Source organism: Pseudomonas sp. JH-2, assembly GCF_036231725.1.
Lineage (GTDB): Bacteria > Pseudomonadota > Gammaproteobacteria > Pseudomonadales > Pseudomonadaceae > Pseudomonas > Pseudomonas delhiensis.
The window spans coordinates 27,371-41,446 of the sequence record NZ_JAZAQP010000039.1 but is presented as its reverse complement, the minus strand read 5'-3'; the positions used below and the strand labels follow the sequence as shown (position 1 = coordinate 41,446).

General features: G+C 69.5%; 8 protein-coding genes. All 8 read left to right on the top strand.

Annotated features, from left to right (window positions below; genetic code table 11):
* Nucleotides 1-126: 126 nt before the first annotated feature.
* The 8 genes from pilG (at nucleotide 127) to VV867_RS22790 (ending at nucleotide 14,074) form a co-directional block, all read left to right on the top strand.
* On the top strand, nucleotides 127-534 hold the full coding sequence (gene pilG, locus VV867_RS22825) for a twitching motility response regulator PilG (protein ID WP_009615249.1): 408 nt from the start codon (nucleotides 127-129) through the stop codon (nucleotides 532-534).
* A 45-nt stretch (nucleotides 535-579) separates the two neighbouring features.
* Nucleotides 580-945 (top strand): twitching motility response regulator PilH, encoded by a 366-nt coding sequence (gene pilH / locus VV867_RS22820; protein ID WP_009615257.1) that lies wholly within the window; start codon nucleotides 580-582, stop codon nucleotides 943-945.
* Nucleotides 946-990: 45 nt separating this feature from the next.
* Nucleotides 991-1,527, top strand: a complete 537-nt coding sequence (locus tag VV867_RS22815) for a chemotaxis protein CheW (RefSeq protein WP_089390939.1) — start codon at nucleotides 991-993, stop codon at nucleotides 1,525-1,527.
* A gap of 83 nt (nucleotides 1,528-1,610) precedes the next feature.
* Nucleotides 1,611-3,659 (top strand): methyl-accepting chemotaxis protein, encoded by a 2,049-nt coding sequence (locus tag VV867_RS22810; RefSeq protein WP_328567633.1) that lies wholly within the window; start codon nucleotides 1,611-1,613, stop codon nucleotides 3,657-3,659.
* Between the two features lie 59 nt (nucleotides 3,660-3,718).
* Nucleotides 3,719-4,576 (top strand): protein-glutamate O-methyltransferase, encoded by an 858-nt coding sequence (locus VV867_RS22805; RefSeq protein ID WP_328567632.1) that lies wholly within the window; start codon nucleotides 3,719-3,721, stop codon nucleotides 4,574-4,576.
* 24 nt (nucleotides 4,577-4,600) lie between these two features.
* Nucleotides 4,601-12,535, top strand: a complete 7,935-nt coding sequence (locus VV867_RS22800) for a hybrid sensor histidine kinase/response regulator (RefSeq protein ID WP_328567631.1) — start codon at nucleotides 4,601-4,603, stop codon at nucleotides 12,533-12,535.
* Complete coding sequence (locus VV867_RS22795; RefSeq protein ID WP_328567630.1) at nucleotides 12,528-13,565, top strand: chemotaxis protein CheB; 1,038 nt, start codon at nucleotides 12,528-12,530, stop codon at nucleotides 13,563-13,565. Before VV867_RS22800 ends, VV867_RS22795 begins: the two co-directional genes overlap by 8 nt.
* The gene (locus tag VV867_RS22790; RefSeq protein ID WP_275627901.1) at nucleotides 13,562-14,074 is read left to right on the top strand and encodes a chemotaxis protein CheW; all 513 of its coding nucleotides are present in this window, start codon (nucleotides 13,562-13,564) and stop codon (nucleotides 14,072-14,074) included. The genes VV867_RS22795 and VV867_RS22790 overlap by 4 nt, the downstream gene beginning before the upstream one ends.
* The last annotated feature ends 2 nt before the right edge of the window (nucleotides 14,075-14,076 follow it).

Here is a 14,076-nt window from a genome sequence, read left to right as displayed (position 1 = left end):
TATGGATGGATGCGGGAGAGTGTGCTAAAAGACTCCGACGATTGGGTCGCAGCCCGAACGGTGGCAGGGCGTCAGCGCACTGAATATAAGACAGTAACGATTCACCGAGATGGTAAAAGGGCGAACATGGAACAGCATTCCGATGGTTTGAAGGTCATGGTCATCGACGATTCCAAGACGATCCGTCGTACCGCCGAAACCTTGCTCAAGAAAGTCGGCTGCGATGTCATCACGGCCATCGATGGCTTCGACGCGCTGGCGAAGATCGCCGACACCCATCCGAACATCATCTTCGTCGACATCATGATGCCGCGTCTGGATGGCTATCAGACCTGCGCCCTGATCAAGAACAACAGCGCCTTCAAATCCACCCCGGTGATCATGCTGTCCTCCAAGGACGGCCTGTTCGACAAGGCCAAGGGTCGTATCGTCGGCTCCGATCAGTACCTCACCAAGCCTTTCAGCAAGGAAGAGCTGCTCGGCGCCATCAAGACCCACGTGCCAGACTTCACCCCGGTGGAGCAAGCTTCCTGATGTCCGGCCCTGCGTGCCGGTGATGCCTTTTCCTGGGGGACCCCAATGGCTCGAATCCTCATTGTTGATGACTCTCCGACCGAGATGTACAAGCTGACCGCGATGCTGGAGAAGCATTCGCACCAGGTGCTCAAGGCCGAGAACGGCGCCGACGGCGTCGCCCTGGCGCGCCAGGAGAAGCCGGACGTGGTCCTGATGGACATCGTCATGCCCGGGCTGAACGGCTTCCAGGCCACCCGCCAGCTGTCCAAGGATCCGGAGACCAGTGCCATCCCGGTCATCATCGTCACCACCAAGGACCAGGAGACCGACAAGGTCTGGGGCAAGCGCCAGGGCGCGCGTGACTACCTGACCAAGCCGGTCGACGAAGAAACGCTGCTCAAGACCATCAATGCGGTACTCGCCGGCTGATGCCCGGCGGGGCCCGAATAACTATTAGAAAAGGCCAGGGCCGGCATGTCTGAAGTCCAGAGTCCCTACCAGCTTCTCGTCGAGATCGACCAGCGCTGCCGTCGCCTGGCTGCCGGCCTGCCGGCGCAGCGCGAGGTCGTGCAGAGCTGGAACGGCATCGGCTTCCGCATGGCTGGGCGCCTGTTCGTGGCGCCCATGGGGGAGGTCGGCGAAGTGCTCCACGAGCCGCGCTACACCCTGCTGCCCGGCGTGCGCGAGTGGGTCCGGGGCGTGGCCAACGTCCGCGGTCGGCTGCTGCCGATCATGGACCTGTGCGGTTTTCTCGGCGCGGAGCTGTCGCCATTGCGCAAGCAGCGCCGCGTGCTGGTGGTGGAACACGGGGAGGTGTTCGCCGGGCTCATCGTCGATGAGGTCCTGGGCATGCAGCACTTCCCGGTGGACGCCTTCAGCGAACAGTTGCCGCCCCTGGAGGCGGCGCTGCAACCCTTTGTTCATGGCGTATTCCATCGAGAGCAGCCCTGGCTGGTATTCAGCCCGCATGCCCTGGCGCAGCACCCGGGCTTCCTCGACGTCGCCAGCTAGTTGAAACCGGTTGGGTCGGGGACTTCCGGCCCGTGTCGTGACATGGAAACCGAAATCGTGGTGGGTCCAGGCGGGGGCCGTATATGAAGAAAATCAAGACAGGCAATCTCTTTTCGGGGGCGCGCAGCAGTTCACTGATCGCGGGGCTGTTCATCGTCCTGATCGTCTCGATCGTGCTGCTGTTCGCCAACTTCGCCTACCTCAACACCCAGTCGAACCACGACAAGCAGTACATCGGCCACGCCGGCGAACTGCGCGTGCTGTCGCAGCGGATCGCCAAGAACGCCACGGAAGCGGCGGCGGGCAAGAGCGAGGCGTTCAAGTCGCTGAAGGACGCCCGCAACGACTTCGAGAAGCGCTGGAACGTGCTGCTCAAGGGTGACGAGAGCACCGGCCTGCCGCCGAGCCCGGCCGACGTCCAGGTGCCGATGGCCGACGTGCAGAAGGACTGGGACCTGCTGCGCAAGAACACCGACTCCATCCTCGCCAGCGAGCAGACCGTGCTCTCGCTGCACCAGGTGGCCGCGACCCTCGCCGAGACCATCCCGCAGCTGCAGGTGACCTACGAGGAAGTGGTGGACATCCTCCTGGAAAGCGGCGCGCCGGCCGACCAGGTCGCCGTGGCCCAGCGCCAGTCGCTGCTCGCCGAACGTATCCTCGGCTCGGTGAACAAGGTGCTCGCCGGCGACGAGAACTCGGTGCAGGCCGCCGACAGCTTCGGCCGCGACGCCAGCCTGTTCGGCCGGGTGCTCAAGGGCATGAAGGAAGGCAACGCGGCGATGAGCATCTCCAAGGTGACCAACGCCGAGGCCGTCGACCGCCTCAACGAGATTTCCGAGCTGTTCGAGTTCGTCTCGGGCTCGGTGGACGAGATCCTCGAGACCTCGCCGGAACTGTTCCAGGTCCGCGAGTCCGCCAACACCATCTTCAGCAGCTCGCAGACCCTGCTGGACAAGGCCTCCAAGCTGGCCGACGGCTTCGAGAACCTGGCCGGCAGCCGTCACCTCAACCAGGTGGCGAGCGTCGCCCTGGCGATCCTCGCCCTCGGCTCGATCATCCTCATCGGCCTGGTGATGGTGCGCGAGACCAACCGCCGGCTGGCCGAGACCGCCGAGAAGAACGAACGCAACCAGGCGGCGATCCTGCGGTTGCTCGACGAGATCGCCGACCTCGCCGACGGTGACCTGACCGTGGCCGCGACCGTGACCGAGGACTTCACCGGTGCCATCGCGGACTCCATCAACTACTCCATCGACCAGCTCCGCGAGCTGGTGGAAACCATCAACCTGACCGCCGTGCAGGTGGCCGCCGCCGCCCAGGAAACCCAGGCCACGGCGATGCACCTGGCCGAGGCTTCCGAGCACCAGGCCCAGGAAATCGCCGGCGCCTCCGCGGCGATCAACGAGATGGCGGTGTCCATCGACCAGGTATCGGCGAACGCCTCCGAGTCCTCGGCGGTAGCGGAACGTTCCGTAGCCATCGCCAACAAGGGCAACGAGGTGGTGCACAACACCATCACCGGCATGGACAACATCCGCGAGCAGATCCAGGACACTTCCAAGCGGATCAAGCGCCTGGGCGAATCGTCCCAGGAGATCGGCGACATCGTCAGCCTGATCAACGACATCGCCGACCAGACCAACATCCTCGCCCTGAACGCCGCGATCCAGGCGTCCATGGCCGGTGACGCGGGCCGCGGCTTCGCCGTGGTGGCGGACGAGGTACAGCGCCTGGCGGAACGTTCCTCCGCCGCGACCAAGCAGATCGAGGCGCTGGTGAAGACCATCCAGACCGACACCAACGAAGCGGTGATCTCCATGGAGCAGACCACCTCCGAAGTGGTCCGCGGTGCCCGCCTGGCGCAGGACGCCGGTGTGGCCCTGGAAGAGATCGAGAAGGTATCCAAGACCCTGGCGGCGCTGATCCAGAACATCTCCAACGCCGCCCGTCAGCAGGCGTCGTCCGCCGGCCACATTTCCAACACCATGAACGTGATCCAGGAGATCACCTCGCAGACCTCCGCCGGTACCACCGCCACTGCGCGCAGCATCGGCAACCTGGCGAAGATGGCGAGCGAGATGCGCAACTCGGTATCCGGCTTCAAGCTGCCGGACCTGGCAGAACGGGCCTGAGCGGAGGTGCGCGGGGCTGAAGGGCACCGCGCACGACAGTCTTGAGCGAGAGGCGCGACATGCAGGCAACTGGCGTCTGGTCGTTGCAGCCGTTGGCCGACATGTCGGCGGCGGAGTTCCGCGACTGGCAGGCTCTGCTGGAAGAACGCACCGGCGTGGTGGTCAACGAACAGCGCCGGACCTTCCTGCAGACCAGCCTGGGCGCGCGCATGCGCGAATTGGGTATCGGCGACTACGCCAGCTACTACCGCCAGGTCACCGATGGCCCGCGGGGCGCGGTGGAGTGGTCGAACCTGCTGGACCGCCTGACCGTCCAGGAAACCCGCTTCTTCCGCCACCTTCCGTCCTTCGAGCTGCTCGCCGGCTACGTCCGCGAGCGCCTGCCGGCGTTGGGGCGGCCGCTTGCGCTGTGGAGCGTGGGCTGTTCCAGCGGCGAGGAGCCGTACTCGCTGGCCATGGTGGTCGCCGAGGCGCTGCGCGAACTGGAGCTGCCGGCGCTGTACGGGGTGAGCGGCACCGACATCAGCCTCAGCGCCCTGGGCAAGGCCCGCGAGGGGCTGTACCCGGCGCGCAAGCTGGCGGATGTCGAGGACGAACTGAAGCAACGCTATTTCCGGGAAGAGGCCGACGGCCGCTACCGGGTACGACCCGAGCTGGCCGAGCGGGTGTGCTGTACGCGATTGAACGTGCTGGACCTGGGGCAGGCGCCCATGTCCGGCCTGGACGTGATCTTCTGTCAGAACCTGTTGATCTACTTCCGCCGCTGGCGGCGCCGGGACATCCTCAACCGCCTGGCCGAGCGCCTGGCGCCGGGTGGGCTGCTGGTGATAGGCGTCGGCGAGGTGGCCGAATGGCAGCACCCGGACCTGGTGCCGGTGGCCGACGAGCGGGTTCTGGCCTTTACCCGGAAGGGATGACACAGACACATGAGTGGAGTGGCTATGGGTGATCGGCACGATTATGTCGCCCTGGAATGGGTGAAAGGCGAGATCGCCGAAACCCTCAAGCAGGCGCGGCAAGCCCTGGAGGCGTTCGTCGAGAACCCGCAGGACCCCACGCGCATGGGTTTCTGCCTGGCCCACGTCCACCAGGTGCGGGGCACCCTGCAGATGGTGGAGTTCTATGGCGCCGCCCTGCTCGCCGAGGAAATGGAGCAGCTCACCCAGGCGCTGATCGACCAGCGCGTGCCCAGCCAGGGCGAGGCCCTGGAAGTGCTGATGCAGGCCATCCTGCAGCTGCCGGTGTACCTCGACCGCATCCAGAGCGCCCGCCGCGACCTGCCGATGGTGGTGCTGCCGCTGCTCAACGACCTGCGCGCCGCCCGCGGCGAGAAGCTGCTCTCGGAAACCAGCCTGTTCGCCCCCGACCTGTCCGGTGGCAAGCCGCTGCTGCCCCACGATGCCCTGGCGCGCCTGCGCACCTCCGAACTGCCGGTGCTGCTGCGCAAGCTGCGGCAGATGCTGCAGGTGGCGCTGGTCGGGGTGATCCGCAACCAGGACCTGCCGACCAACCTGGGCTACATGGCGCGGGTCTTCGCCCGCCTCGAATCGCTGTGCCGGGAGGCCCCGCTGGGCCGCCTGTGGACCATCGCCTCGGCCATGGTCGAGGGCCTGGCCAACGGCAGCATCGCCAACGGCACCACGGTGCGCAACCTGCTGCGCCAGGTCGACCGCGAGTTCAAGCGCCTGGTCGAGGAGGGCGCCGACGGCATGAACCAGGCGGCGCCCGACGAACTGATTAAGAACCTGCTGTTCTACGTGGCCAAGGCCTCCGACCAGTCGCCCAAGGTGCGCGAGGTCAAGGACGAGTACCGCCTGGACGAGGCGCTGCCCGGCGCCGCCGTGGTGGACGAGGAACGTGCCCGCCTGGCCGGCCCCGACCGCGACGCCATGCGCTCGGTGGTCGGCGCCCTGTGCGAGGAGCTGGTGCGGGTCAAGGACAGCCTCGACCTCTTCGTGCGCAGCGACCGCTCCGCGGTGGCGGACCTGCAGGCCCTGGTGACGCCGCTCAAGCAGATCGCCGACACCCTGGCGGTGCTCGGCTTCGGCCAGCCGCGCCGGGTGATCCTCGACCAGCTCGAAGTGGTCGGCGCCCTGGCCGACGGGCGCCGCGAGCCCAGCGACGCCACCCTGATGGACGTCGCCGGCGCGTTGCTCTACGTCGAGGCCACCCTGGCCGGCATGGCCGGGCCCAGCGAGGAACACGGCGACGAGGAGAGCCGCCTGCCGACCACCGACGTGGCGCAGATCCACCAGGTGGTGATCAAGGAGGCGCGCAACGGCCTGGAGCTGGCCAAGGACGCCATCATCGAGTTCATCGCCTCGCAGTGGAACCACGAGCACCTGGCGCGGGTGCCGGAATTGCTGACCCAGGTCCGCGGTGGCCTGGAAATGATCGACCAGGGCCGCGCGGCGCGGCTGCTGGAAGCCTGCAACCGCTACATCCAGGAACAGCTGCTGGCGCGTCAGGCGGTGCCGGACTGGCACAGCCTGGACACCCTGGCCGACGCCATCACCGGTGTGGAGTACTACCTCGAACGCCTCTCCGAGGACCAGGGCAGCTCCGGCGAGCTGATCCTCGACGTCGCCGAGGAGAGCCTGGATCAGCTGGGCTACCCGCTCAAGCCGCGGCCTTCCATCCTGGATGCGCCCACGCCCACGCCCACGCCCGCCGCCCCGGCGGACGAGGCGCTGGCGGAAATCGACCTGCTGGCGAGCAGCGCCGCCGCCGACGTGTTGGCGGAGCAGGGCGTCGTCGACGAACTACAGGCGCCGAACGACATAGTGCCCGAGGCCGCGCAGGCCTTCGCCGCCGAGCCCGGCTGGGAGCCAGCCAATGCCGGCGATCTCGCCCAAGCCGGCGACGAACTTTCCTGGGACCTGCCGGCCACCGAGGAAGCGGCGCCGATCCGCGAGGACGTCGAGTCGCCGTTGCTGGTCTCCGACGACAACTGGACCCTGGCCGGGCCCGAGACCCCGGCGCTCGACGATGCCGGCGTCGACTTCAGCCTGGACGCGCCGCTGGAATCGCCCGCCGAGCCGGTGGAGCCGAGCTGGTCGCTGGACGAGAGCCTGTCCCTGGACAGCCTGGAGCCGCTGACCGGCTCCGAAGTGGCGCCCGCAGCCCCGGGCCTGGCGGCCGCCGGCGATTCCTGGACCCTCGACGACCTGACGAGCCTGGATGCCGCTGCGAGCCCCGCTGCCGCGGAAGGCGAAATCCAGTGGACGCTGGACGAAGATACCCCCTCTACCTCCGACACCTCGTGGAGCCTGGAGGACCTGCCGGCCCTGGATGCCGGCGCCGAGCCGGAAACCATCCTGCCGGCGTCGGCCGGCGAACTCGAATGGGACCTCTCGTTCGACGCCCCGCAACCCGGCGACGCCGCACCGAGCCTGGGCGAGTGGAGCCTGGAGCCCCTCGCCGACGAGCCACCGGCGGCCGAGGAACTGCCCACGCTGGAGCTGGACGCCCCGCTCGATGCGCTTGAGCCGCTGGCGGAAGCGCTACCCGAGCTATCCTCCCCGGACCTCGACGAGGCCCCGGCCGTCGCCCAGCCCAGTGCCGCCGACCAGGCCTGGGAAGACCTGGACATGGCCGCGCTGGACCTGCCCGAGGTCGAACTGCCGACGCCGCCGGCCGAGCCCGCGGCCGAACCGGAGATGGCCAGGCCGCTGTCCCTGGCCGAGGTGATGGCCACCCCGGCCCAGGCGATCAACCCGCCGGCCCGCGAGGTGCCGCCCAGCCTGCTGCCGCCGCCGGCCGACGAGGAGCCGGTGGACGAGGAACTGCGCGAGGTCTTCATCGAGGAGGCCGGCGAGGTCCTGGAGACCATCAACGAATACCTGCCGCGCTGGCAGGCCGACACCGACGACCGCGAGGCGCTGACCGAGATCCGCCGCGCCTTCCATACCCTCAAGGGCAGCGGGCGCATGGTCCGGGCGCTGGTGGTCGGCGAACTGGCCTGGTCCATCGAGAACCTGCTCAACCGCGTGCTCGACCGCAGCATCGCGGCCAGCGCGCCGGTGCTGCAGGTGGTGGGCGACGTGGTGGCCCTGATGCCGGCGCTGGTGGACGAGTTCGCCGCCAGCGTGCAGCGCCAGCGCGATGACGTCGACCAGCTCGCCGCCACCGCCCACGCCCTGGCCAAGGGCGAGCCGGTGCCGCCGCCGGAAGGCGGGGAAACCCCGGCGGCCGAGGCGGCGCTGGAGCCCGCGCTCGAAGCCGCGGCCCTGGACGAAGGGCTCGACCCGCAACTGCTGGAAATCTTCCGCAACGAGGCCGAGACCCACCTGGAAACCCTCGGCGGCTTCCTCGCCGACTGCGACCGCGAGTTGCCCCAGCCAGTCACCGACGACCTGCAGCGTGCCCTGCACACCCTCAAGGGCAGCGCGCACATGGCCGGCATCCTGCCGATCGCGGAAATCGCCACGCCGCTGGAGCGGCTGGTGAAGGAGTTCAAGACCAACCTGCTGCAGGTCGACCTGCGCGAGGCCGAGCTGCTGCGCGAGGCCGGGCGCCTGCTCAGGGTCGGCCTGCAACAACTGGACGCCGGCCGCCCGCTGGCGCGCATCGACGGCGGCGACGAGCTGCTGCGGCGCATCGCCCAGGTCCAGCAGGAGCGCCTGGAGGCCGCGGAGGCCAAGCGCCGCGGCGAAAGCGGCGAGAGCGCTGGCGATCCGCAGATGCTCGGCCTGTTCCTCGCCGAGGGCATGAACATCCTGCTGGACGCCGAGGACCTGCTCGGCCGCTGGCGCGAACACCCCCACGAAGGCCAGGAACTGGGCGCCCTGCACGACGAGCTGGCGACTCTGGCCAACGGCGCGCAGCAGGCCGAGCTGCCGCAGATGGCCGAGCTGTGCGACGCGCTGTTGACCGTCTACGGCGCGGTGCAGCAGGGCCGGCTGGCGGTGGACGACGACTTCTTCGGTGCCGCCGAGGACGCCCACGAGGCACTGATCGGCATGATGGACCAGGTGGCCGCCGCGTTGCAGGTCAGCGCCTGCCCGCAGCAGGTCGAGGCCCTGCACCGCCTGCTCGAAGCGCCGGCCCAGGCCGACGAGGATCCTGCGCCGGCGCAGCCGGAGGCCGACGGTGAGAGCGATTTCATCGACCTCGACCAGCTCACCGCCGACGACTTCCCGCTGGAAGACGAGGAACTGCTGCTCGACCGTCCCACCGCCCCGGAAGACCTGCCCGAAGGCCTGCAATGGCCGGCGGCGCCGCTCGCCGGGGCGCCGGAGCCCGCGCCCGCCGAGCCGGAGGCCGTGCGCACGTCCGGCATAGCGCCGACGCTGGACGAGGAAATGGTGGCGATCTTCCTCGAAGAGGCCGTGGACATCCTCGACAGCGCCGGCCAGGCCCTGGCCCAGTGGGCCCAGGCCCCGGACGTTCCGGCCCCGCTGTCCACCCTGCAGCGCGACCTGCACACCCTCAAGGGTGGCGCGCGCATGGCCGAGATCCGCGAGATCGGCGATCTTTCCCATGAACTGGAGTCGCTCTACGAAGGCCTGCTCGATGGCCGCTTCCAGGCCAACCCCGGTCTTGCCGGGCTGCTCCAGGCCTGCCACGACTGCCTGGCGCAGCAGCTCGACCAGTTGCAGGCCGGGCAGCCGCTGACCGACCCCGACGACCTGATCCAGCGCATCCGCGCCTTCCGCCAGAACCCCGAAACGGCTTTGACCGCCACGCCGGCCGAGCAGCAGCCTGACGCCGAAGCCGAAGCCGAAGCCGAAGCCGAAGCCGAAGCCGAAGCCGAAGCCGAAGCCGAAGCCGAAGCCGAAGCCGAAGCCGAAGCCGAAGCCGAAGCCGAACCGCTGCTGGACGAGCCGCCGCTGCCGGTCGTGGACGGGATCGCAGCCGAGTCGGAGCCCAAACCCGAGCCGGAAAGCGAAAGCGCGGCGCCCGGGGCGGCCGATCCGGTGCTGGAGGAGATCGACCTCGCCACCTTCCTCCACGAGGCGGAAAGCGACCCGAGCGCCCAGGCCCTGGAACAGGCCGACGACACCGAACCCGTGGCTGAGCCGGCGTTCGAGCCGCTGGAAGTGCACGACCAGGAACTGGTGGACATCTTCCTCGAGGAAGGCTTCGACATCCTGGAAAGCGCGGCCGGCGCGCTGCAGCGCTGGATGGGCAACGTCGACAACGGCGTCGAGCTCGAGGCCCTGCAGCGTGACCTGCATACCCTCAAGGGCGGCGCGCGCATGGCCGAGATCCGCCCCGTCGGCGACCTCGCCCACGAACTGGAATACCTCTACGAAGGCCTCTGCGGCGGGCGCCTGCGCGCCAGCGACGGACTCTTCGCGCTGCTCCAGCGCTGCCACGACCGCCTGGCGGAAATGCTCGAGGCGGTGCAGGGCCGGCGGCCGGTGCCCGAGGGCGAGTCGCTGATCGCGGCGATCCGCGATTTCCGCGCCAACCCCGACGAACAGCTGAGCATGCCCAGCAGCGTCAGCCTGCAGCCGCTGGCCTCGACCCTGCTGGGCGGCGACGAGCCGGCGGCGGACATCATCGACATCTTCCTGGAAGAAGCCGACGACCTGCTCGAAGGCATGGAGCACGCCCTGGGCCGCTGGGACGCCGATGGCGACCACGGCGCCCTCGACGAGCTGCTGCGCATCCTCCACACCCTCAAGGGCGGCGCTAGGCTGGCCGGGCAGAACGCCCTCGGCGACCTCGCCCACGACCTCGAGGAGCACCTCACCGAAGCCCAGCGTCAGGGCGCGCCCTGGCCGGACAGCCTGCTGCTCGACGTGCAGTCGGGCTTCGACGGCCTGCAGAACGAAGTGGACCACCTGCGCCAGCAGGTCGGCGAGGCCGATGCCGCCGCGGAAAGCGCCGCAGCCGTCACGCCGCCGCCCGCCAGCGAGCCGGAGCCGGCCGAGCCGCCGCTGCCGGTCCTGGCCGCCGGCGCCATCATGGCCGTCGCCGAGCCGCCGCGCAGCGAGGCGCCCAAGGTGCTGCCCTTCGTCCAGCGCGCCCAGGAAGCCGCGCAGCAGGCCGCCGCGCGGCGCGCCCCGCAGGAGCTGGTGAAGGTCCCGGCGCCGCTGCTGGAGAACCTGGTCAACCTGGCCGGCGAAACCTCCATCTTCCGTGGCCGCGTCGAGCAACAGGTGAGCGACGTCGGCTCCACCCTCACGGAGATGGACGCCACCATCGAGCGGGTGCGCGACCAGCTGCGCCGCCTCGACACCGAGACCCAGGCGCAGATTCTCTCGCGCCACCAGGCCGACGCCGAGCGTGCCGGCTACGAGGACTTCGACCCGCTGGAAATGGACCGCTACTCGCAACTGCAGCAGCTGTCCCGCGCGCTGTTCGAGTCCGCGTCCGACCTGTTCGACCTCAAGGAAACCCTGGCCGCGAAGAACCGCGACGCCGAGACCCTGCTGCTGCAGCAGGCGCGGGTGAACACCGAGCTGCAGGAAGGCCTGATGCGCACCCGCATGGTGCCCTTCGACCGCCTGGTGCCGCGCCTGCGGCGGATCGTCCGGCAGGTCGCCGGCGAACTGGGCAAGCAGGTGGAGTTCATCGTCGGCAACGCCGAAGGGGAAATGGACCGCACCGTGCTGGAGCGCATAGTCGCGCCCCTGGAGCACATGCTGCGCAACGCCGTCGACCACGGCATCGAATCCGCCGACGCGCGCCGCGCCGCCGGCAAGCCGGAGGCCGGCAGCATCCGCCTGGAGCTGGGCCGCGAGGGTGGCGACATCCTCCTCAGCCTGGCCGACGACGGTGGCGGCATCCGCCTCGACGCGGTGCGCCGCAAGGCCGTCGAGCGCGGGCTGATGGCGGCCGATGCCGAGCTTTCCGACCATGAGGTGCTGCAGTTCATCCTCGAGGCCGGTTTCAGCACCGCCGAGAAGCTCACGCAGATTTCCGGGCGCGGCGTCGGCCTGGACGTGGTCAACGCCGAGGTCAAGCAGCTCGGCGGCTCCATGAGCATCCAGTCGGAGCCGGGCAGGGGCACCCGCTTCGCCATCCGCCTGCCCTTCACCGTGTCGGTGAACCGCGCGCTCATGGTGCTTTCCGGCGAGGACCTGTACGCCGTGCCGCTGAACACCATCGAGGGCATCGTCCGCGTCTCGCCCTACGAGCTGGAGGCCCTCTACGAGGAAGGCGGCAGGCAGGGCCATGCGCCGCACTTCGAATATGCCGGCCAGGACTACGAGCTGAAGTACCTGGGCGACCTGCTGAACAACGGCCAGCAGCCCAAGCTGGTGGGCCAGTCGCTGCCGCTGCCGGTGATCCTGGTGCGCTCCGCGGAACATGCCGTGGCGGTGCAGGTGGATGCCCTGGCCGGCTCCCGCGAGATCGTGGTGAAGAGCCTGGGCGCGCAGTTCGCCGGGGTCAGCGGCATTTCCGGCGCGACCATCCTCGGCGACGGCCGCGTGGTGGTGATCCTCGACCTGCTGGCGACCATCCGCGCCCGCCTGGCCAGCCTCGCCCTGCATGCCCAGCCGCGCCGCGCGCTGCCCAGCGCGCCGCAGGCGGACAGCGAGCAGCAGCGCCCGACCCTGGTCATGGTGGTGGACGACTCGGTCACCGTGCGCAAGGTCACCAGCCGCCTGCTGGAGCGCAACGGCATGAACGTGCTGACCGCCAAGGACGGTGTCGACGCCATCGCCCAGCTGCAGGAACACAAGCCCGACATCATGCTGCTGGACATCGAGATGCCGCGCATGGACGGCTTCGAGGTGGCCACCCTGGTGCGTCACGACGAACGCCTGAAGGACCTGCCGATCATCATGATCACCTCGCGTACCGGCGAGAAGCACCGCGAGCGGGCCCTGGCCATCGGCGTCAACCGCTACCTGGGCAAGCCCTACCAGGAATCCGAGCTGCTCGACAGCATCCAGGCACTGGTGAATGCCCATGCCTGAGCAGAGTGGCGCAAGGATCGCGATCATCGCCGACACCTCGCTGCAGCGCCACGTGCTGCAGCAGGCCCTGGCCGGGCATGGCTACCAGGTGGTGCTCAACGCCGACCCGGGGCGCCTGGACGAGGCCCAGCTGGCCGCCTGCGAGACCGACCTGTGGCTGGTCGACCTGGCCCAGCAGGAAGACACGCCGCTGCTGGACAACCTGCTGGAACAGGCGCAGGTGCCGGTGCTGTTCGGCGAGGGCCATGCCCCCGAGCGGCTTTCCGAGCACTACCCGCGCTGGGAACGGCGCCTGGTGGGCAAGCTGCGGCGCCTGGTGGGCGACCCCAGCGCCAACGTCGGCCAGAGCCTGGAGGCGCTGCTGAGCGAGGCCCAGCGGCCCAGCCGCATCGCCCTGCCCGACGGGCTGGCGGCTTCGCCGCTGCAGGTGGGCGAGCCGGCGCGCCAGGTCTGGCTGCTGGCCGCGTCCCTGGGCGGCCCGGCGGCGGTCAAGGCGTTCCTCGATGCGCTGCCGGGCGGCCTGCCGCTGGCCTTCCTCTATGCCCAGCACATCGCCCCCTCGTTCGAGCAGAGCCTGCCGCAGGCGGTGGGGCGGCATAGCCAGTGGCGCGTCAACCTCGCCCGCGACGCCGACTGGCTGCGCTGCGGCGAAGTGGTCGTGGTGCCGGTGCAGCACGAGCTGGGTTTCGCCGACGACGGCCGGATGCGCCTGGGCCAGCGGGCCTGGCCGGAGCCCTACAGCCCGTCCATCGACCAGATGATGCTCAACCTCGCCCAGCAGTTCGGCAGCCGCTGCGGGGTGATAGTCTTCAGCGGCATGTGCAGCGACGGCAGCGCCGCGGCGGCCTACGTGCGCCGCCAGGGCGCCGAGATCTGGACGCAGCGCGCGGACGGCTGCGCCTGCTCGAGCATGCCCGACAGCCTGCGCGAGGGCGGCTACAGTACCTTCTCGGCCGACCCGCGCGAGCTCGCCGCGGCGCTGGTCGAACACCTGGCCGCGCAGTGTGCGGCCACTGGAGTGGAGTCATGAGTGATCTTTCCCTGCCGCAGGAAGCCCCTGTGAACGGCACCCCGGCCAACCTCGGCGACGACGAGGCACCCGCCAGCCTGACCGGGCTGCTGGTGCCCCTGGCCGACCGCACCCTGCTGCTGCCCAACGTGGCCGTGGCCGAACTGATCGCCTACCGCGCGCCCCAGGCGCAGCCGGGCCTGCCGGCCTGGTACCTGGGCCAGGTGGCCTGGCGCGACCTGCGCCTGCCGCTGCTGTCCTTCGAGGCGGCGTCCGGCGGCTCGGCCCAGGCCGGCCCGGGGGCGCGGGTCATCGTCCTCAACGCCCTGGGCGGCCGCCCCCACGTGAAGTTCCTGGCGCTGCTGGCCCAGGGCATCCCGCGTTCGCTCAAGGTCGGCCCCGAGCTGCCTCGCGCAGAAGCCGAACTGGCACCGCTGGAGCTGGCGGCGGTGAGCGTCGGCGACGAGCTGGTGCGCATCCCCGACCTGGTGGCGCTGGAGCAGAAGCTCGCCGATGCCGGGCTGATCTGAGG